Source organism: Kitasatospora sp. NPDC094019, assembly GCF_044764505.1.
GTDB lineage: Bacteria > Actinomycetota > Actinomycetes > Streptomycetales > Streptomycetaceae > Kitasatospora.
On record NZ_JBIWIF010000006.1, the window covers coordinates 142899 to 164063 of the forward strand.

Sequence of the window (21165 nt, forward strand, 5' to 3'; positions counted from 1 at the left end):
ACAAGTCAGGGTCCGAGCAGGGGCGGGACCGGTTGGGCCGGGCTCCGGCACCCACCAGGATGGTGGCATGACCGAAGACCACCGTACCGAGGAGCTCCACGAGGCCGGAGGTGGCGCCCGGACCGCCTCCGACCGGCCGCCGCTGACCCGCGCCGAGCGCCACCGGGTGGTGGCCGGCGTCTGCGGTGGCCTCGGCCGGCACCTGGACATCGACCCGGTGGTGTTCCGTGTCGTCACGGTCGTGCTCTGCCTCTCCGGCGGCCTCGGCCTTTTCCTGTACGGGCTCGCCTGGCTGATCGTGCCGACCGAGCCCGGCCCGGACGGCAAGGGCGGCGGGCGCTCGGGCCGCACCGAGCTCCAGCGGGTGCTGACCGGCCGGGTGGACGGCCAGTCGGTCGGCGCGGTGCTGCTGACCGTGATCGGCACCGGCGTCTTCTTCTCCTCGATGGGCGACGGCGACCAGCTGTTCCCGCTGCTGCTGCTCGGCGGGATGGTGTTCCTCGCCGTCCGCTACGACCCGGAGCGCCGGAACCGCCGGATCCGGGGCCGGCGCAACCGGCGCCACGGCCACGGCTTCGGGCACCCGCGCCACCCGCACGCCCCCGGCGCCGACGGCCGGACCGGTGGCCCGTACGACCGCTACTTCCCGGACGCCGGATCCGACGCCCGCGCCGCGGGCGCCGCCGGGGCCACCGCGAGCGGCTACCGCTGGCCGCCGGAGGAGGACGACGACGCCCGGGTCCGGCACGCCCGGGAACGGGCCGCCGGCACCGTCCCCGCCGACACCCCGCACGCCGGTCCGACCGGCTACCTCTGGGACCCGCGCCACCCCGAGCGCAACCCGTACGGCGGGACGGCCCCGGCACCGCCGGCCCCGCCCTACGGGCCGCCCGCCCCGCCCGGCACCCCGGCCCGGCCCTGGTGGCAGCGGACCGACCTGCCGCAGGGCGACCCGCTGCGCAAGGGGACCGGCCCGACCCCGCCGCCCGCGCCCCGCCCGCCCGTGGTGGTGCACCGGCGCGAGCGCTCCCCGCTCGGCCTGATCGGCCTGCTGCTGGCGGTGGGCGCGGCCAGCGCCGTCTGGTCGGCCTCGACCGACGGCGGGACGGCCGTGGCGGCCGACACGGTACTGGCGACGGCGCTGCTGGTGATCGGTCTGACCCTGCTGGTCGGCGCGAAATTCGGCCGGGCCCGCCGGCTGGTGGTCCCGGGTGTGCTGCTGACGGTCGCGCTGACCGCGATCGGCCAGTCCTCGGTCTCGGCGCAGAACCTGCTCGGCGAGCGCACCTGGACGGCCGTCTCGGCGGTCCAGCTGGAGGCCAAGTACACGCTGGGGGTCGGCTCGGCACGGCTGGACCTCGGCGGGCTCGACCCGGCCGGCGCGACCCTGGCCACCGAGGTGGAACTCGGCGCCGGGGACATGACCGTGACGGTGCCGTCCGACGTGACGGTGAACGTACGGACCGAGGTCGGACTGGGCCAGGTCCAGGTGCCGGGCCTCGACAGCCCCGACAACGGCCCGGGCAAGCGCAGCTACCAGGTGCTGCCGGCGAACGGACAGACATCCAAGGGAACGCTCGACCTCGCGCTGCGGATCGGGCTCGGGAACATCAAGGTGGTCCAGAAGTGAGGAAGCACCAGCTCGATCTCTTCTCGCTGATCGCGGGGGGCCTGTTCACCGTGATCGCGGTGCTCTACCTGGTCGCGGCGGTGAACGACGTCTCGGTGAACGGCCGGATCGTCATCCCGGTGACCTTCATCGTGCTGGGCCTGGGCGGCCTGGCCGGGGCGGTGGCGGCGGCGGTCCGCCGCTCCCGGCCGGAGGAGACCCGGCCGGACTCCGCCCGGTAGGACCGGTCCGCCCGGGACCGTCGCCGGCGGGCCGTCAGCTCTCCGGGGACCCCAGCCGCAGCTTGTCGCCCTCCTTGGTGACCGTGTACTTCGGCAGCGGCTTGGTGGCCGGCCCGTTCAGCACCGCCCCGGTCGCCGCGTCGAACCGGGAGCCGTGGCACGGGCAGTACAGCTGACCGTTCTTCGGCGCGTCGACGGCGCAGCCGGAGTGGGTGCAGACCGAGGAGAACCCGCAGTACTGGCCCGCCTTGGGCTGCACCACGTAGACCGCGTCGCCACTGGCCGGGTCCTTGACCTGGGCCGAGCCGCCGACCGGGACGCTCGCGGCGTCCACCGTGACGGGCGGGGCGGCCGGCGCCGGGGCCGCGGGCTGCTTCGCCCTCGCGGCGGGCCGGTCCCGCCCGAAGGTGGCGGTCAGCGAGCCGGCGAGCAGCCCCGCCCCGCCCATCGCGACGGCCGCGATGCCGCCGTCCATCAGGGCCCGCCGCCGGACGTGGTCCTCGTGCAGGCCGCGCTGCCGGTCCCGGCCGGACCGCCGGGCGAGGTAGCCGTCCACCGACAGGTAGGGGGTGCCGGCCAGCAGCAGCGGTGTCCAGGCCATCAGGTAGACGAGGTCGTTGCCGAGGTAGTAGGGCGAGACGTTCCAGCTGACGGTGAGCCAGAGACTGAGACCGATCATGGCCCCGCCGGCGGCGGCCAGCCGGCACCAGAGGCCGAGCAGGGTGCCCAGGCCCACCGCCAGCTCACCGAAGGCGACCAGCAGCGCGAACGGCGTGGGGTGGTCCAGGGCCGGGCCGAGCAGGAAGGAGATCGGGCTGGAGCCCTTGGCCGCGCGGGTCTGCGAGACGAAGGACGCCGGGTCGCCGGCGCCGGCCAGGTAGTGGCTGTCGGAGAGCTTGTCGAGTGCCGCGTAGACGAAGGTGACACCGAGGAAGAGCCTCAGCGGCAGCAGCGCGAGCCGCGAGCCGGCCGCCTTCCAGGCGGCGACCCGCCCGGTTCTGCCCACCGGTCCGGAACCCTCGCCGGCGCCCGGGGGCGGTCCGGCCGCACCGTCGCCGATGCTGGCGGCCGGGCCCGGCCCGGCCGCCACGGAGCTGCTGGCCTCCGACATTCCGCACACCTTCCTCGCCGGCCCGTCACCGCCTGACAGGTCCGGACGCATTCTGCCCGGTCGTGAACGCTTTCGGTGGGAGGGCCCACCCGCCGGGTGCCCGTGGACACGGAACGACCGTGCCGCCGCTCCCCGGTACGGGAGCGGCGGCACGGTCGTTCAGAACCGGTTCAGGACCGGCCGGGACGGGGAGGGCTCACTCCCACTCGATGGTGCCCGGCGGCTTGCTGGTGCAGTCCAGCACGACGCGGTTGACGTCGGGGACCTCGTTGGTGATCCGGGTGGAGATGCGGGCCAGCACGTCGTACGGCAGGCGCGACCAGTCGGCGGTCATGGCGTCCTCGGAGGACACCGGACGCAGCACGATCGGGTGACCGTAGGTACGGCCGTCGCCCTGGACGCCGACGCTGCGGACGTCCGCGAGCAGGACCACCGGGCACTGCCAGATCTCACGGTCCAGGCCGGCCGCGGTCAGCTCCTCGCGGGCGATCGCGTCGGCCTCGCGGAGCAGGTCGAGCCGCTCCTCGGTGACCTCGCCGACGATCCGGATGCCCAGGCCGGGGCCCGGGAACGGCTGCCGCTGGACGATCTCCTCCGGCAGGCCGAGCTCCTGGCCGACCATCCGGACCTCGTCCTTGAACAGCTTGCGCAGCGGCTCGACCAGCGAGAACTGCAGGTCCTCCGGCAGTCCGCCGACGTTGTGGTGGGACTTGATGTTGGCGGTGCCGGTGCCGCCACCGGACTCCACCACGTCCGGGTACAGGGTGCCCTGGACCAGGAAGTCGACCGACTCGCCGTGCTCGCCGGCCTCGGCGACGATCTCGGCCTGCGCCTGCTCGAAGACCCGGATGAACTCCCGGCCGATGATCTTGCGCTTCTCCTCCGGGTCGCTGACACCCTTCAGCGCGGTGAGGAAGCGCTCCTTGGCGTCGACGACCTTCAGCCGCACGCCGGTGGCGGCGACGAAGTCCTTCTCGACCTGCTCGGTCTCGCCCTTGCGCATCAGACCGTGGTCGACGTACACGCAGGTGAGCCTGGAGCCGATGGCCTTGTTGACCAGCGCGGCCGCGACCGCCGAGTCGACACCGCCGGACAGACCGCAGATGGCGCGCTTGTCGCCGACCTGGGCGCGGATCAGCGCCACCTGCTCCTCGACCACGTTGCCGGTGGTCCAGGTGGGGGCGAGGCCGGCGCCGCGGTACAGGAAGTGTTCCAGCACCTGCTGGCCGTGGTCGGAGTGCAGCACCTCGGGGTGGTACTGGACGCCGTAGAGCCGGGCCTCGTCGTTCTCGAAGGCCGCGACCGGAACCACGTCGGTGGAGGCGGTGACGGTGAAGCCCTCCGGGGCCGCCGAGCAGGCGTCGCCGTGCGACATCCACACCGAGTGCTCGGCCGGGACGCCCTCGAACAGGGTCGAGCCGGTGCGCGAGACGACCAGCGGGGTGCGGCCGTACTCGCGGGCGCCGGAGTTGTCGACGGTGCCGCCGAGCGTCTTCGCCATCAGCTGGAAGCCGTAGCACATGCCGAAGACCGGCACGCCGGCCTCGAAGATCGCGCGGTCCAGCTGCGGCGCGCCCTCCGCGTAGACCGACGAGGGGCCGCCGGAGAGGATGATCGCCTTCGGGTTCCTGGCGAGCATCTCGGCGACCGGCATGCTGCTCGGCACGATCTCGCTGTAGACCCTGGCCTCACGCACCCGTCGGGCGATGAGCTGGGCGTACTGGGCACCGAAGTCGACCACCAGGACGGTGTCGGTCTCAGGCGCGGACTGGACGGGAGTAGCAGAGGACACAGACGGCCTTCCGGCAGCGTTACGAAAGGTGTCGCACGCGGCGCGGCCCTCGGGGGGCGTGCGGCGGGCGACAGGCGGGGGTCTGCCGTCGAGTCTACCGGGCTGGCCGGTTTCACTCGTCTGCCCGCCCCCGGGGCCGTGACCGCCGCGGCGGCCGGTTCGTTGCTCCGGGCGGACCGTACGACCGCGCCGCGTCCGCCAGACGCGTCACCCCGCCCCGGCCAGGGCGCCCGTACGGCAGTGCAGGACCACGCGTGGAGCTCGACCCAGTCCACCGGCGCGCGTGGCGCCGTCGCGGAACCGGCCTGACCGGGGAGCGGCGCGCCGTGGGACCGTGCGCCGGTGCTGCGGCCGGCCAGCAGGGGACAGCGACCCCGGCCGCGACTGGACCAAGGAGGTGGGGCGGTCGGCCGCCGGGGACGCCCGGTGCCGGCCGCCGCACCCGACACGATCCCGGCGCACCCCGGTGCTCGTCCCCGCGCCGCTACGCGCGTCTCCGTGCGCCCCGACCGGCGCCACTACAGAACGTGATCACGGGAACCACTCCCCCGTCGCCCCGTCCGGCCCCCGCGGGGCCGACCCGACCCGGCCCGACGGCCGACCCGGCCGGAAACGGCCTGTACCGAATCATGCCGAATCGGTTGCAGAGCAAGCCCTTCTTCCAGCACGATGCTGCGTGGAAGAGGTTCTCCCGATGGCCGCAGCGCCATCCGCGGAGTGCCGATCGGTGCCGCCGAGACCCGCGGTGGCAACGATTATCACCTTACGCTCCGTGAGCGAAGGCTCGACGCAAGCATGCGTCCGGACCACCGCCACGCCCTCGCGCGCCCGCGCGCCGGCCCACCCCGCCGGAGCCGCGGCGACGCGCGACCCATCGACCGACCGACCGGACGGCGCTACTCCCCCGGCGCCGTCACCCCAGCACCGGCGCGCCCTGACGCCGAGTGCTGAGCGACAAAGGGCCCCGTTCCCCCGCGGGGCCCTTTGCCCTGCCCGGGGTCGGTTTCCGGCCGGTCGCGGTTCGAACCGCTTCGGACCGCGTCGGCCACGGTCCCGCCGTCGCCGCTACGGCCGCCGGCTCCACACCGTGGGGTCCACCGGGCCGCCGTCCTCCGGCTCCGGCCGGGCCGGGCGCCGCCCGTCCTCCGAGCCGACCACCTCCAACGGCATCGGCGTCGGCCCGACGGCCTCCGCCCCGGGCCTCACCACGGACCGGGCTCCGGCGTCCGCCCCGGACTCCCCCGCCCCCCGGTCCGCCGGCGGCTCCGGCCGCCGGTCGCGGGCCGCCAGCAGCGCGGGCACCGCCAGCGCGCCGACCGCGGCCCAGACCGCGCTGGCCACCAGCAGCGTCCACGGCACCAGCCCGAACGCGTCGTCGAAGCCCGACATCCGCACCCCGCGGTACCCGGTCCCGGTGGACACCACGGTCCCCGAGAGCAGCGTCAACAGGCTCAGCCCGACCGCGTACACGACCGCCAGCCGGAGCCGGTCCGCCCGGTCCAGCCGCCGCCGGTACGCCGTCCAGCCGAGGACCGCGGCGGAGACCAGCGCGAGCAGCGCCGACCAGCGCCAGTCGGTCCCCGCGGTGTTCGGGTCGAAGAAGGAGTAGTCCTGCGCGTCGCGCACGCCCCGCTCCACGTCCGCCCCCGCGCCGGGCACGGCCGTGCTGCTGGCCCGGAAGGTCGCCCCGGAACCCACCCCGAGCAGCAGCAGGCCGAGGTTGGGCAGGAAGGCGACCGCGGCGCCGGTCACATCACCGTCGACCCGGACCGCGACCAGCACGAAGCCGACCCCCGACGCCAGCGCCACCGAGACCGCCAGCGCGCGCCCGGCCGCCAGCCCCGCGACCGCCCAGCCGCGCACCGCCCGGTTGCGCCAGGCCGCCCAGCGCAGCGCGTCCGTGCCGTGCACGGCGAACGCCAGCAGTCCGGCGAGCAGCGCCGCCCAGGCAACCGCCTCCGGCCAGCCCGCCGAGGCGGTGGAAGTGGTCCGGCCGAACAACGGGTCCTCCGAGGGATCCGGGCCGTAGGGCTCGCCCCCGGGTTGCCACCGCAGACCGCCGGCCAGACCGAGCAGCACGGCCACGACGGCGGCGGCGACGGCGGTGCGCACGGCCTCGCCGGCCGCCTGCCGGCGGGTCTGCTGCTCGCCGGTGCGCTGCTGCCGTCGGCGCGCGCCGACCCGCAGACCGAGCCAGAGTGCGAACAGCCAGAGCCCGGTGACGGTCATCGGCAGGGCGCGGAACACCGAGGAGGTCTCACCCACGACGGATTCGAGGCCCAGCCGGTACGGCGCGCCGAGGGCGGCCAGCGCCATGGCCAGCGAACTGGCGAAGCGCTTGCCGAAGGACGGCGCGCCGTAGGGGCCGAAGTAGAGGTCGCTCTCCGGGACGGCGGCGATCAGCGCGGCCAGCAGCAGGACGACGGTCGGCGCGACGACCACCCGCAGGGCCGGGCGCCAGTCGGCGCCGGTGAGCCACCGGAGGGCGGCGGGCCGGCGGGCCGCCGGGTGGTACGGCCGCCCGGCGCCCCAGCTCCCCGCCGTGGGCGGGACCGGCGGCAGGACGGGCGGCGGCAGGTCCGGCTTCGTCAGCTCCGGCTTCGTCAGAACCGGCGGCGCCACGGGCGGGCGGGGCGGCAGGACCGGCGGTGGCACAGGAGACGGCGGCAGGAGCGGCGGCGGCACCGCCGACCGCCCGCAGGACGCGCAGACCGACGCCCCCTCCGCCGAAACCGCGCCGCAGGATGCGCAGATGGCCATGGGCCCCGTCCCCCGTCCGAACGAACGATCGCCTGGTCCCCCCAGGGCGCCCCTTTCTTTCATCGGACACGGACAGCTGTCAACCGCTCACGGCCCTTCGGGCCGGGCCGGGACCCGCCGGGGGCCGCGCCGCACTCCGGCGGCGCGGCCCCCGGCCTTGCTCAGTCCCGCTTCTTCGGCACCTCGGGCACCGCCAGCAGCGGCAGCCGCAGGGCGCCGAACGCGTCCTCGGGCACGGCCGGTGCGACGGGCGCGACCGCGGCCACCCGGCGGTAGCTCTCGCCGACGGCCGGCCGGGTGTCCTCCTCGCCCTTGTTGGGCCACATCGACATCGCCCGCTCGGCCTGCGCCGTGATGGTCAGCGAGGGATTCACGCCGAGGTTGGCGGAGACCGCCGCACCGTCCACCACGCTGATCCCGGGGTGACCGTAGAGCCGGTGGTAGGGGTCGACCACGCCGGTCTCCGGGGAGTCGCCGATCGCGCAGCCACCGAGGAAGTGCGCGGTCAGCGGGATGTCGAAGATCTCGCCGACGCTGCTGCCGGCGAAGCCGTTGATCTCCTCGGCGAGCGCCTGCGCGCCCTTCTCGGCGGCCGGGATCCAGGTGGGGTTGGGCGCGCCGTGGCCCTGGCGGGAGGTCAGCGCGCCCTTGCCGAGGCCCTTCTCCTTGAGCGAGACGGTGATCGAGTTGTCCAGCGACTGCATCACCAGGCCGATGATCGTCTTCTCGGACCACCGGTGCTGGTTCATCGAGCGGCCGAAGGTCACCGGGTGCTTGACCGAGTTGCCGAGGTAGCGCAGCCAGCGCGGGAGCCGCCCGCCGCCCCGCACCTGGGCGATCGAGAGCGCGCCCATCGCGTTGGAGCCCTTGCCGTAGCGGACCGGCTCGATGTGGGTGTTCTCGTCGGGGTGGATCGAGGAGGTGATCGCCACGCCCTTGGTGAAGTCCGCGCGGGCGCCGTACCGCCGGTCGGTGGTCTGCGCGCCCACCAGTGCCTCGGAGTTGGTCCGGGTCAGTTCACCGAGCCGGGCGGAGATCCGGGGCAGGTGGCCGCCCGCCCGCATCCGGTGCAGCAGGCTCTGGGTGCCGTAGGTGCCGGCCGCGACCACCACCCGGGCGGCCGTGATCGTCCGCGCCCCGGCCTTGGCCCGGTCGGTGGTGGAGCGGGCGTCGGTGCGCCGGACGTCCACCGCGAAGCCCTCGCCCCGCTCCCGGATCCGGGCCACCGTGGTGAGCGGGTGGATCTCGGCGCCGCCCCGCTCGGCCAGGTGCAGGTAGTTCTCGGTGAGCATGTTCTTGGCGCCGTGGCGGCAGCCGGTCATGCACTCGCCGCACTCGACGCAGGACCGCCGGGCCGGGCCGGCGCCGCCGAAGTACGGGTCCGGCACCTCCTCGCCGGGCGCCGCCTTCGCCGTGCCGTCGGCGTCCTTGCCGTCGCCGAAGAACACCCCGACCGGCGCCATGTGGAAGGTGTCGCCGACGCCCATCCGCTCGGCGGCCGCCCGGAGGTGGACGTCCGACGGGGTGACGGTCGGGTTGAGCCGCACCCCGAGCATCCGCCGCGCCTGGTCGTAGAACGGCGCCAGCTCCTCCTGCCAGTCCGTGATGTGCTGCCACTGGCGGTCCTCGAAGAACGCCTTCGGCGGCACGTACAGGGTGTTGGCGTAGTTCAGCGAGCCGCCGCCGACCCCGGCGCCGGCCAGGATCAGCACATTGGCCAGCAGATGGATGCGCTGGATGCCGTACAGGCCGAGCTTCGGCGCCCACAGGTAGTTGGCGACGTCCCAGGAGTTCCTGGGCAGCTCGTCGCGGTCGAAGCGGCGCCCGGCCTCCAGGACGGCGACCCGGTACCCCTTCTCGGTCAGCCGCAGCGCCGAGACCGACCCGCCGAAGCCGGAGCCGACCACGACCACGTCGTAGTCGAACTCGCGGCCGTCAGCCGAACCCACCATCTGCCTCTGCTCCTTCGGAAGTCGTTCACGGAACCGGGCGGGCCCGCGGGCCCGGCTACTTGACGCGCAGCGCCTTCAGGATCCGCAGCCCGGCGGTCATCATCGCCGCGTACTGCTTGTCGTCCTGGCCGAACGCCGGCGCGAGCGGCAGCAGCCGCTGGCTCGCGATCGTCTGCGCCTCGGTGAACCGCAGGATGCCCTCGGCACCGTGCCGCCGGCCGAGCCCGGAGTCGCCCATGCCGCCCATCGGCGAGGCGGCCGAACCGTAGGCCGCGCCGTACGCCTCGTTGACGTTGACGGTGCCGGTCCGCAGCCGGGCGGCGATCGCCCGCCCGCGCCGCACGTCCGTGGTCCAGACGCTGGAGTTGAGGCCGTACGGGGTGGAGTTGGCGGCGGCCACCGCCTCCTCCTCGGTGTCGAAGCGGTAGACGGACACCACCGGCCCGAAGGTCTCCTCGCCGCAGACCGCCATGTCCGGGGTGACACCCTCCAGGATGGTCGGCTCGTGGAAGAACGGGCCGAGGTCCGGCCGGGCCTTTCCGCCGGCCAGCACGGTGGCGCCGGCCTTGACCGCCTCCTCGACGTGCCGCGTGGTGGCCTCCAGCTGGCGGCCCGAGACCAGCGAGCCCATGTCCGCCCCGTAGGCGAGGCCGCCGCCGAGCCGCAGCGCACGGGTGCGGGCGGCGAACTTGGCGAGGAACTCGTCGGCCACCGAGCGGTGGACCAGCAGCCGCTCGATCGAGATGCACAGCTGGCCGGCCGAGGAGAAGCAGGCCCGGACGGCGCCCTCGGCGGCCTTGTCGAGGTCCGCGTCGGCCAGCACCAGCAGGGCGTTCTTGCCGCCGAGTTCGAGCGAGGCGCCGACCAGCCGCTCGGCGGCCCGCCGGGCGACCTCGCGGCCGGTACGGGTGGAGCCGGTGAACGAGACGTAGTCGGCGTGCTCGACCACGGCCGGGCCGATCACCGGGCCGTCGCCGATCACGATCTGCCACAGGTCGGCCGGCAGCCCGGCCTCGATCAGCAGCTCACGGGCCCAGAGCGCGGTCAGCGCGGTCTGGGTGTCCGGCTTGTTGACCACCGCGTTGCCCGCGACGAAGGCCGGCAGCGCGTCGCCGACCGACAGCTCGAACGGGTAGTTCCAGGGCGAGATGTGGCCGACCACGCCCTTGGGACGGCGGGCCTCCACCGCCTGGGTGAACAGCGGCACCGCGCCGAGGTGCCGCTTGTCCCGCAGGTAGCCGTGCGCGGCCCGGCCGTAGTGGCGGGCCGCGATCGCGACCGCGAGGACCTCCTCGAAGGCGTGCAGCCGGGCCTTGCCGGTCTCCGCCTGGATGAGGTCGAGCACCTCGTCCTGCCGCTTGATCAGCAGGTCGTGGAAGCGCAGCAGCACGGCGGCGCGCCGGCGGACCGGCAGCGCGGCCCAGGACGGCTGGGCGCGGCGGGCGAGCTCGAAGGCGACCTCGACGTCGGCGGGGGTCGACCGCGGCAGGCCGGCCAGCCGTTCGCCGGTCAGCGGGGCGACGGTCTCCACCAGGCTGGGTTCGCCGGTGGCGGTGACCCCGACGGCGAGGCGGTCGACCAGTGACGGGGGCACGGCCGAGGCGACGGTACGCCCGCCGCCGGGGGCGGCGGGGTTGCGGCCCGGCGCGCCGGGGCCGACGGGATCGGTGGCCGTGGCAGCTGCTGTGAGGTCCGACATAGGGCGCAGCCTAGGCGCTCGGCGGCCGGTGCGGTACCCGTCGGTAACAAGAAACCCCCGACCGGGTGCGGACCCTACGGGTCAGCGGGTCGGGGTGAAGTAGTGGAGCACCGCGTTGAACCGCTGCTCGGCCTCGTTCCACTCACTGCCCCGGTCGAAGCTGGAGGAGTAGATCGCGTAGCTGGTGCCGTCCTCGTCGATGAACTCGGCCTCGATCGCCCGGCGGCGGCCGCCCTCCTTGGCCAGGTAGCTGAACTCCCAGACCGCGGCCTCGTGGCCGTTCACGGCGACGCCGGTGAGCCGGTGCTGCTTGTACTCCTTCAAGGACTTGGAGACGGTGCTCTCCATCTGCCGCATGTGCTCCAGCGGACGGACCGACTGGCCCACGGTGACGGCGAACTGCAGGTAGTGCCCCTTGTTGTCGGGGCTGTAGTAGATCTGGTTGTCCGGCGTGCTGGAGCGGGTCCAGGCCGGGGTCGCCACCGGCAGCGGGAAGCGGAAGCCGGCCGGGTCGTCGACCCACTGGTAGCCGCTGGGCGCGGGGGTGCCGTCGACCGGGGCGGTCGGCTGCGGACCGGCCTGGCCCGGGACCGACGCCGACGGGGCCGGACCGGAGCGGCCGGGGTCCTCCGCGCGCTGGCGCTGGACCAGGTAGAGCGCCCCGGCGGCCAGGACCGCCAGGCCCACCACCAGCGCGAGCAGCCGCAGCACCTTCCGGCGCCCGGCCGGGCCGCGCGCGGGCGTAATGGTGTACGCCGCCGGCGTGACCGGTCCGGTGGGCGCCCCCTGTCCGCCCTCCCGCGCCGGGTCGGTCCCGGGGGAAGTCTCCACCGGGGCCGTCGGAACCGTCGGGGTCACCGGAGCCGCCGGAGCCGCGGCGGACTCCTCCGTCCGGTCCGGGGCCGCCTGGGCCCGCGGCACCGTGAGGGCCTCCGCGTCCTCCGGCTCCGCCGCGTCCTCCGTGCCGTCCGCCGGCTCGCCCGCCCGGTCCACCACCGGCACCGACTGGGTCGGCATCCGCACCGGCGTGACCGGCTTCAGCCCGACGGTGTGCCCGGCCTGCACCTCGGCCAGCATCCGGGCCGCCTCGTCCGCGGACGGCCGCTCGTCCGGGTCCTTCGCCATCAGCGCGGCCAGCACCGGACCCAGCGGCCCGGCCCGGCGCGGCTCCGGCAGGGGGTCGCCGACCACCGCGGCCAGCGTGGTGAGCGGCGAGGTGCGGCGGAACGGCGAGTCGCCCTCCACCGCCGCGTACAGCGTCGCCCCGAGCCCCCACAGGTCGGAGGCCGGGCCCGGCCGCTCGCCCTGGGCGCGCTCCGGCGCCAGGTAGTCCGGCGAACCGACCAGGTCCCCCGGCCGGGTCAGCTCGGCCGAACCCTCGTACGTCGCGATGCCGAAGTCGAGCAGTACCGCCCGCCCCGTGCCGTGCTCCAGCAGCACGTTGGCCGGCTTCACGTCCCGGTGCAGCACCCCCAGCTGGTGGCCCCGGTGCAGCGCGGCCAGCACCTGGCCGCCGACCTCGGCGGCGGCGCGCGGCGGCAGGGTGCCGTCCTGGCTGATCACATCGGCCAGCGAACGGCCGTCGACCAGCTCCATGACGATCCACGGCCGGCCGTCCTGCTCCAGCACGTCGTGCACGGTGATCACGCCGGGGTGCTTGATCCGGGCGGCCGCGGCGGCCTCCCGCTTCATCCGGGCGTGCAGGATCTCCACCTCCTCCTCGGGGAGGTGGTTGACGGTCAGCTCCTTGACCGCGACCTCACGGTCCAGCATCCGGTCCCGGGCCCGCCAGACCGTGCCCATCCCGCCGCGGCCGAGCCGCTCGCCCAGCTCGTAGCGGTTGGCCAGCAGCCTTTCCCCCTGGGCCGACTCCGGCCGGTCCTGCGCGCCCATTCGCGACCGCTCCCCCTCATCCACCTGCCGTCACGCGACGAAGGGCCCGGTGCAGACCACTCGGTGCAGACCACTGAATCGAACAGATTCCACGGACACCCTAGGCGTCCCGGATGCCCCCGGGTAATCTCCCCGGCCCGCCGTTCCGGCGACCATGTTCCCACCGGCCCCGTCAGCCCGCGAACAGCACCACGGCCGCCACACCGAGGCCAAGGAGCAGGAAGACTCCGCCGACCAGGAGCGGCCCCAGCAGCGCCGGCGGGATCCGGGGCGGCCGGGCCGTCCCGGAGGCGTCGTCCCGCGGGCGGTCGTCCCGGGGCCGACGGTCCCGCGACCGACTGTCCCGCGACCGCCCCCCGCCCTTCGCCCGGCGCCGCCCGGCCGGTCCCGCCGCCCGGGGCCCGGGAAGCACAGGCGCACCGTCCGCGCCCGGCCCGTCCACCGGCTCCGGCGCGCGTGCCAGCAGCTCCGCCAGCTCCGCCCCGATCTCCGCCGCCGTCGGCCGCAGCGCCGGATCCGCCCGCACCAGGCGCTCCACCAGCGGCCCCAGCGGCCCGCAGGCCGCGGCGGGCACCCGGCGGCCCTCCCGCACCGCCGTCACCAGCTCCGGCACCCCGCTCTTCGGGTACGGCGCCCGCCCGGTCGCCATCCGGTGCAGCAGCACCCCGAGCGCCCAGCAGTCACCGGCCGGACCGCCGTCCAGCGGCCACCGCTCGGCCACCGGCCCGACCAGCGCGGCCCGCACCTCGTAGCGCCGCCGCCCGCCGGGACCGCCCAGTTCCTCCGCCAGCGCCTCCTCGGCCACCCCGGGGAGCAACCCGCCCAGCAGGGCCGCGCCGTCCTCGCCGACCAGCACCGAGGCGGCCGTCACGTTCCCGTGCACCAGACCCGCGCCGTGCAGTGCCCGCAGCGCCCCGGCGAGGTCCGCCGCCACCTCCGCCGCCCGGTACGGCGGCAGCGGGCCGGCCGCGAGCAGCGCGTCCAGCGACCGTCCGGCGGGGCGTTCCTCGACCGTCCACAGCAGGTCGCCCTCGACGAACGCCCCCGCGCCCTGCAGCAGCCGGGCGTGCCGGGGCGCCGCCGCGCCGACCGCCGCCACCCGCCGCACCAGCCGCTCCCCCGGCTCCGCCACGGGACCGTCCGGCTCCTGGTCCCCGATCAGCGCGACGGGCAGCTCCAGCGCGCGCAGCCGCACGCCGTCGCCGCTCCGCTCGTCCACGGCGAACGCTCCCAACGCCTCCGGACGGTCCGTCAGTCGATAACGCCCCGCCAGCACCTGACCCGGGCCCGCTCGCATGCGTGTTCCTCTCCGCTCGCCGCCCAGCCTAGTTGCCGACGGAGGGCACCGCCCGAGTCCCCCGGATTACCCTCGGTCCATGGACTGGAGCGATCTCATCGACACGGCCTTCGACGTGGCCGGCAACAGCAGCAGTGACCACCGGGCCGCGGCCCTGCGCACCGTGGAGGCGAACGTCGCCCCCGACGAGAAGCCGATCGCCTCCACGGCGGGACGCCACCCCGACCACTTCCGCAAGGGCGTGCTGGTCCTGACCACCCATCGACTGCTCTTCCTCAAGGACGGCAAGCCCCCGGTCCCGGTTCCGCTCGCGGCGGTCACCGACGCGACGGTCACCAGGACCAGGATCAACGGCGAGGTGCTGCTCGTGGTCGCGCTGACCGGCTCGCACCGGTTCGAGGACGTGGTCAAGGCCGAGGTCTTCGCCGAACAGCTGCGGGCCGCCGCCCGGCTGGCGCGCGAGGGCTCCCGCAAGGAACCGAGCGCCCTGACGCCCCCCGCGGCCCCCGCCTCCACCGGCGCCGAGCTGCTCGACCAGCTGGAGCGCCTGGCCGCCCTGCACACCGCCGGCGCCCTCACCGCCGAGGAGTTCACCCGCGCCAAACAGCGCCTCATCGGCTGACCGAACGGGCACCCGCGGGCGCCCGAGGCCCCTCCCCGCGAGCGGGCGACCCCGCCCCCGCCCCGAGCCAAAGGGGCTCGCCGGTGCCGAGAGGGAGAGCGCGAGGGAGCGACGAAGGAGCGAGGGAACGCCGACCGTCGGCACCGGACAAGAGCGCCCCGGCAACGAGCGGGCGACTTACAGCGCGGGCTGGAAGGTGTCGAACGCGGTCTGCCGTGCCTGCGCGTTCGGTGCCGCCGACCAGTCCGCGTCCGGCGTGGTCCAGTAGATCGCGTAGCCGTACTTGGCCGGGGAGCCGGTGACGAACCCCCGGTTCAGCGAGTGGGTCCTGGGGGTGCCGTTGGTCCACTCCCAGTCGGCCGCGTTGGTCCACTCCCGGTAGGCGACGGACTGCAGCTGCACCCGCTGGTAGTTGCTCACCTGACCGCGCAGCCCGGGCTCGGACGCCTGCCAGTCGGCGAGCGCGCTCGCGCCCGGCGTGGTCGTCCACTCGATCCGCAGGGTGCTGCCGTTGCCCTTGAAGGTGCGGCGGTTCGCGTCGGAGCCCGTCGGCTGCAGCCAGTCGGGCAGCACGATCGAGAAGCCGGACGGGTCCTTGTACTCGTGGTACCCGGCCGGCACGACGGCCCCGGGCGGCGGCGTCGGCGTGGCAGCGGTCGGCGTGGGAGTCGGTGTCGCTGCCGGCGCGGGCGTCGCGGCCGGTTCGGCGGCCTCCGCGGGCGGCGCGGCCTCCCCCGGACCGGTGGTCTCCGGCGGCGTCTGCGGGGCCGTCGCCGGCGCGGCGCCGTCCTGGGCGCCGTCCGTGACCGCCGCCACCGGCGCGGTGCCGCCCGCGCCCTCCGGCGAGCCGTCCCCGGAGTCGCCGAACGCCTGCAGCAGCGCGATCACGCCTGCGACCAGCAGCAGCACCACCACCGCCGTCGCGACGGCCAGCCGCCGCCGACCGGTGCGCGGGTCGGCGCCGGCCGCCTGGGTCGCGCCCAGGGTCCACTCGCTGGTGACCGGTCTGGCCGCCTCCGCCGAGGTCTCCGCGGCCTCCGTCGGCGCCGGCCCGTCCTCCGGTGTCTCCGGGGTGCCCGGCGCCGCCGTCCCGTCGCTCCCGGCGTCCCCGGCCCGGCTGCCCACCCGGACCGTCCCGAGCAGTCCGCCGACCGGCGGCTTCCCGCCCTTGTCGGCGCCCTTGCCCGAACCGCCGCCCGCGCCCGTGTCACCACCGGTGCCCGCGTCACCGCCCGCGCCCGCCACCGGCACCGCGTGCTCGGTGGTCGACTCGGCCCGGGCGGTCGCCTCCGCGGCCACCCGCTTGAGCATCGACCGGGTCTGCGGGGCGGTCAACCGCTCGGTCGGGTCCTTGGCCAGCAGGCCCTCGATCACCGGCAGCAGCGGCCCGGCGTTCACCGGTGCGGTGAGCCTCTCCGTCATCACCGCCGTCAGGGTGGCCAGCGCCGAGCCACGGTCGTACGGCGGCCGCCCCTCGACCATCGCGTACAGCGTGCCGCCCAGCGACCAGAGGTCGGCCGGCGGCCCGGGCTTCTGCCCCTGGGCCCGCTCCGGGGATATGTACGAGGGCGCGCCGACCAGCATCCCGGTCGACGTCACCGAGGAGTCGCCCTCCACGCTGGCGATCCCGAAGTCCGTGAGCACGACCCGGCCGTCATCGCCGATCAGCACGTTGGACGGCTTGACGTCCCGGTGCAGGATGCCGTGCGCGTGCGCGGCGCTCAGCACGCCGAGCACGTCCAGCGCGATCTCCGCCGCCCGGGCCGGCGCCAGCGGCCCGTCCTCCCGGATGACGTCCGCGAGCGAGCGGGACTCGACCAGCTCCATGACGATCCACGGCCGGTCGTCCTCCTCGACCACGTCGAAGACGGTGACCGCCGAGGAGTGCCGGATCCGCGCCGTCGCCTTGGCCTCGCGCAGCGTGCGGACGATCAGCCGGTGCTTCTCGTCCTCGTCCACGCTGGCGTTCATCCGCAGTTCCTTGACCGCGACCGTCCGGCCCAGCATCTCGTCCTCGGCGCGCCACACTGTGCCCATGCCACCACGACCGAGCACCGCGTCCAGCCGGTAGCGTCCGGCCAGGAGGCGGCCGGTGGAACCCTGCGCCTGGGTCATTCGGAACGTTCCCCCATGTGCTGCTGGCGGTCGTGATGACGGCACGTCGGACCGGCGTCGGGCCCGAACGCCCAAGCCTCCATCATCCCCTGTCCCGCGCGCGCCCGGCCACCCGGCCCCCGGCCACCCTGGTCCGCACCCCGGACAGGGGGGGCGCTCCGTGCTCGATCTGTGATCGAAAACTCTGTCCGGCCGGCTCCGGCCACTGCTACGGTTCGGCAGCTCACCGTCTTTCCGGGGGGAACAGGACGTCCATGACCGCATCCGCACCGGGCGCTGACGGCCAGTCGAACCGGCCGCCCGCGGCCCGGCACTTCTCGGTCGCACCGGAACCGGAGACCCCGGAGGGGTACGTGGCCCCCGGCATGCCGGGCGCGCCGGTGGCCGGTTACCACCCCGTCGACCCGACCGGCGACGCCCCGGCGGCCGACGGCGCCGCGGGCCGCCGACGCAGCCGCGGGCGGACCGGACTCGCGGTGGCGATCGCCGTCCTCGCGATGCTCGCCGGAGCGGCGGCGCTCGGCTGCGCGCCGATCCGGGCCGGGTCCACCGTCGGCTGGCTTGCCATCGCCCCGGCGGCCGCGGTGGCCTGGCCGCTCGGCCGGTTCGGCGGCCCCGGGCGGCTGCTGCCGCCGCTGGGCGCCGTACTGGCGTCCGGCGCGCTGTTCCTCGGGCAGTTGCTCGGGCAGACCCGGCGACTGCACCGGCTGGCCGGAACGGGGTACGGCGAGCTGCTCCACGACGCGCTCCCGCTCTGGCGCGCCGACCGCCGCACGCTGGACCTGGTCTTCTACGGCATCGCCGTGATCGGCGGCTTCCTGCTGACCCGCCGCGCCGCCACCCGCCAGTAGCGGCGCCCACCCGGCCCGCGCCCCGCGCCCTTCCCCGCTCCGCCCCGACCAGGCCCGCGCCCGGCCCCGGAACCGCCCGAGGCCCCGGTCGCGGTGCGACGGGGCCTCGGGCCGGACGTGATCGGCTCAGCGGTGGTGCAGCGCCGGGTTGACGGTCACCTCGACCCGCTGGAACTCCTTGAGCTCGGTGTACCCGGTGGTCGCCATCGCCCGGCGCAGGGCGCCGAACAGGTTCATGGTGCCGTCCGGGGTGTGCGAGGGACCGGTGAGGATCTCCTCGGTCGTGCCGACGGTGCCGAGGTCGACCCGCTTGCCGCGCGGCAGCTCCTCGTGCACGGCCTCCATGCCCCAGTGGTAGCCCTTGCCGGGCGCGTCGGTGGCCCGGGCCAGCGCGGCACCGATCATCACCGCGTCGGCGCCGCAGGCGACCGCCTTCGGGATGTCGCCGCTGTAGCCGACGCCGCCGTCCGCGATGACGTGCACGTAGCGGCCGCCGGACTCGTCCATGTAGTCGCGGCGGGCGGCGGCCACGTCGGCGACGGCGGTGGCCATCGGCACCTGGATGCCCAGCACGTTGCGGGTGGTGTGCGCGGCACCGCCGCCGAAGCCCACCAGCACGCCGGCCGCGCCGGTGCGCATGAGGTGCAGGGCGGCGGTGTAGGTGGCGCAGCCGCCGACGATGACCGGGACGTCCAGCTCGTAGATGAACTGCTTCAGGTTGAGCGGCTCGGCGGCGCCGGAGACGTGCTCGGCCGAGACGGTGGTGCCGCGGATGACGAAGACGTCGACCCCGGCGTCCACGACGGCCTTGGAGAACTCGGCGGTGCGCTGCGGCGAGAGCGCGGCGGCGGTGACCACGCCGGAGTCGCGGACCTCCTGGATCCGCTGCTTGATCAGCTCGGCCTTGATCGGCGCCGAGTAGATCTCCTGCAGCCGGCGGGTGGCGGCGGCCTCGTCGGTGATCGCGGCGATCTCGTCGAGCAGCGGCTGCGGGTCCTCGTAGCGGGTCCAGAGACCTTCGAGGTTCAGCACGCCCAGGCCACCGAGACGGCCGATCGTGATGGCCTGCTGCGGGGAAACCACGCTGTCCATGGGCGCGGCCAGGAACGGCAGCTCGAAACGGTAGGCGTCGATCTGCCAGGCGATCGAGACCTCCTTCGGGTCGCGCGTACGGCGACTGGGGACGACGGCGATGTCGTCGAAGGCGTACGCCCGGCGGCCGCGCTTGCCACGCCCGATCTCGATCTCGGTCACTTCGAGCCCTTCTGCTGGTATTGCCTCATGCCGGCCGGGTCACCCCGGCCGCCCCCAGTATCCCGCACCCCCCGCCGGCCGCACGGCGCCGCCCCGTTCCCCGGACGGGGCCCGACCGGTGCCCCACCGGTGTCCGGACAGGCGGGAGGGCCCGCCACCGGCCGGTGGCGGGCCCTCCCGACGAGCCCCGGATCAGCCGCGGCTGGTGTAGTTCGGCGCCTCGACGGTCATCTGGATGTCGTGCGGGTGGCTCTCCTTGAGGCCCGCCGAGGTGATCCGGACGAACCGGCCCTTGCTCTCCATCTCGGCGACGGAGGCGGCGCCCACGTAGCCCATGGTCTGGCGCAGGCCGCCGATCAGCTGGTACAGCACCGCGGACAGCGGGCCGCGGTAGGGGACCTGGCCCTCGATGCCCTCGGCGATCAGCTTCTCGTCGGAGGTGACGTCGCCCTGGAAGTAGCGGTCCTTGGAGAAGGAGCGCGCCTGGCCGCGGGTCTGCATGGCGCCCAGCGAGCCCATGCCGCGGTAGGACTTGAACTGCTTGCCGTTGATGAACAGCAGCTCGCCCGGGGACTCCTCGCAGCCGGCCAGCAGCGAGCCGAGCATCACGGTGTCGGCGCCGGCGGCAAGCGCCTTGCCGATGTCGCCGGAGTACTGCAGGCCGCCGTCGCCGATGACCGGCACGCCGGCCGCCCGGCAGGCCAGGGCCGCCTCGTAGATCGCGGTGACCTGCGGAACGCCGATGCCGGCGACCACACGGGTGGTGCAGATGGAGCCCGGGCCGACGCCGACCTTGACGCCGTCCACGCCGGCGTCGATCAGCGCCTGGGCGCCGTCACGGGTGGCGACGTTGCCGCCGACCACGTCGACGCCGACGGCGGCCTTGATCTTCGCGATCCAGGCCAGCGCGTTGTGGCTGTGGCCGTGCGAGGTGTCGACGACGAGGAAGTCCACGCCCGCCTCCACCAGGGCCTGGGCGCGGTCGAACGCCTCGGCGCTGGCGCCGACGGCGGCACCGACCAGCAGCCGGCCCTCGGCGTCCTTGGCGGCGTTCGGGTACTGCTCCGCCTTGACGAAGTCCTTGACGGTGATGAGGCCCTTGATCCGGCCCTCGTCGTCGACCAGCGGCAGCTTCTCGATCTTGTGGCGGCGGAGCAGCGCCATCGCGTCGACGCCGGAGATCCCGACCTTGCCGGTGATCAGCGGCATCGGGGTCATGATCTCGCGGACGCGGCGGCTGCGGTCCGACTCGAAGGCCATGTCGCGGTTGGTGACGATGCCGAGCAGCTTGCCGCCCTCGTCGGCGATCGGCACACCGGAGATGCGGAACTTCGCGCACAGCGCGTCGGCCTCGGCCAAAGTGGTGTCCGGGCCGACCGTGATCGGGTCGGTGACCATGCCGGACTCGGAGCGCTTCACCAGGTCGACCTGGTTGGCCTGGTCCTCGACCGACAGGTTGCGGTGCAGGACGCCGACGCCGCCCTGACGGGCCATCGAGATCGCCATCCGCGCCTCGGTGACCTTGTCCATCGCGGCCGAGAGCAGCGGGATGTTCACCCGCACGTTGCGGGAGACCCGGGAGGAGGTGTCGACCTGGTTCGGCAGCACCTCGGACGCCCCCGGCAGCAGCAGGACGTCGTCGTACGTGAGCCCGAGCATCGCGAACTTCTCGGGTACGCCTGCGGCGTTGTAAGACATTTCGGGGGTACCTTCCGTGGCCGGCCTAATCAGCTCACGCCCTGAGGGTGGGGGCGCAGTCATCAGCTCACTCGCTCGGACCGCCGAAAGCCCGGTGTCCATAGGAGGATCCTCCAGGGGAACCCCGTGTGCACCGTCGGAACTTTGGCGACCCGCCCAGACGCCGATACCCCATGGTACTGGCACCGCGAATGGGTCCTCGTGTGCCCTTGACAACACCGGCCCACCATGAGCCATTCCGCGCCCCGCCCGCCCGCCTCCGGGGCGCTC

Annotated in this window: 14 protein-coding genes; 4 read left to right on the forward strand and 10 right to left on the reverse strand. The window is 74.9% G+C overall.

All coding sequences use genetic code 11. The features are described 5' to 3' along the window. Positions 1-67: 67 nt before the first annotated feature. Positions 68-1630 carry a PspC domain-containing protein gene (locus ACIQ9P_RS15395; RefSeq protein WP_402355198.1) on the forward strand — a complete coding sequence of 521 codons (1563 nt, stop codon included), beginning with the start codon at positions 68-70 and terminating at the stop codon, positions 1628-1630. Continuing rightward, positions 1627-1851 (forward strand): hypothetical protein, encoded by a 225-nt coding sequence (locus ACIQ9P_RS15400; protein WP_402355200.1) that lies wholly within the window; start codon positions 1627-1629, stop codon positions 1849-1851. The genes ACIQ9P_RS15395 and ACIQ9P_RS15400 overlap by 4 nt, the downstream gene beginning before the upstream one ends. 34 nt (positions 1852-1885) lie before the next feature. On the opposite strand, the gene ACIQ9P_RS15405 is transcribed toward ACIQ9P_RS15400, so the two are convergent. The 7 genes from ACIQ9P_RS15405 to ACIQ9P_RS15435 form a co-directional block, all read right to left on the reverse strand. Beyond that, positions 1886-2962, reverse strand: coding sequence for a Rieske 2Fe-2S domain-containing protein (locus ACIQ9P_RS15405; RefSeq protein ID WP_402355202.1), 1077 nt, complete (start codon positions 2960-2962; stop codon positions 1886-1888). Positions 2963-3158: 196 nt separating this feature from the next. Next, entirely contained in the window at positions 3159-4754 is a 1596-nt protein-coding gene (guaA, locus tag ACIQ9P_RS15410) for a glutamine-hydrolyzing GMP synthase (RefSeq protein WP_402355204.1), read from the reverse strand. A gap of 1065 nt (positions 4755-5819) precedes the next feature. Further along, positions 5820-7376, reverse strand: coding sequence for a hypothetical protein (locus ACIQ9P_RS15415; protein ID WP_402355206.1), 1557 nt, complete (start codon positions 7374-7376; stop codon positions 5820-5822). A 299-nt stretch (positions 7377-7675) separates the two neighbouring features. Then, entirely contained in the window at positions 7676-9466 is a 1791-nt protein-coding gene (locus ACIQ9P_RS15420; RefSeq protein ID WP_402355208.1) for a GMC oxidoreductase, read from the reverse strand. A 55-nt stretch (positions 9467-9521) separates the two neighbouring features. Then, the gene (locus ACIQ9P_RS15425) at positions 9522-11165 is read right to left on the reverse strand and encodes a succinic semialdehyde dehydrogenase (RefSeq protein ID WP_402355210.1); all 1644 of its coding nucleotides are present in this window, start codon (positions 11163-11165) and stop codon (positions 9522-9524) included. An 81-nt stretch (positions 11166-11246) separates the two neighbouring features. Beyond that, on the reverse strand, positions 11247-13058 hold the full coding sequence (locus tag ACIQ9P_RS15430; protein ID WP_402355212.1) for a protein kinase: 1812 nt from the start codon (positions 13056-13058) through the stop codon (positions 11247-11249). Between the two features lie 172 nt (positions 13059-13230). Beyond that, on the reverse strand, positions 13231-14355 hold the full coding sequence (locus tag ACIQ9P_RS15435) for a hypothetical protein (RefSeq protein ID WP_402355214.1): 1125 nt from the start codon (positions 14353-14355) through the stop codon (positions 13231-13233). 79 nt (positions 14356-14434) lie between these two features. Between ACIQ9P_RS15435 and ACIQ9P_RS15440 the strand changes: the two genes are divergently transcribed. Next, entirely contained in the window at positions 14435-14977 is a 543-nt protein-coding gene (locus ACIQ9P_RS15440; protein ID WP_402355216.1) for an SHOCT domain-containing protein, read from the forward strand. A gap of 177 nt (positions 14978-15154) precedes the next feature. Here the strand turns inward: ACIQ9P_RS15440 and ACIQ9P_RS15445 are convergent, their stop codons facing one another. Beyond that, positions 15155-17092 carry a serine/threonine-protein kinase gene (locus ACIQ9P_RS15445; protein WP_402355218.1) on the reverse strand — a complete coding sequence of 646 codons (1938 nt, stop codon included), beginning with the start codon at positions 17090-17092 and terminating at the stop codon, positions 15155-15157. A gap of 254 nt (positions 17093-17346) precedes the next feature. Between ACIQ9P_RS15445 and ACIQ9P_RS15450 the strand changes: the two genes are divergently transcribed. Beyond that, the gene (locus tag ACIQ9P_RS15450; protein WP_402355219.1) at positions 17347-17943 is read left to right on the forward strand and encodes a hypothetical protein; all 597 of its coding nucleotides are present in this window, start codon (positions 17347-17349) and stop codon (positions 17941-17943) included. A 126-nt stretch (positions 17944-18069) separates the two neighbouring features. On the opposite strand, the gene ACIQ9P_RS15455 is transcribed toward ACIQ9P_RS15450, so the two are convergent. Further along, positions 18070-19197 (reverse strand): GuaB3 family IMP dehydrogenase-related protein, encoded by a 1128-nt coding sequence (locus tag ACIQ9P_RS15455; protein ID WP_402355221.1) that lies wholly within the window; start codon positions 19195-19197, stop codon positions 18070-18072. A 192-nt stretch (positions 19198-19389) separates the two neighbouring features. After that, complete coding sequence (guaB, locus tag ACIQ9P_RS15460; RefSeq protein WP_402355223.1) at positions 19390-20895, reverse strand: IMP dehydrogenase; 1506 nt, start codon at positions 20893-20895, stop codon at positions 19390-19392. Positions 20896-21165 lie beyond the last annotated feature (270 nt).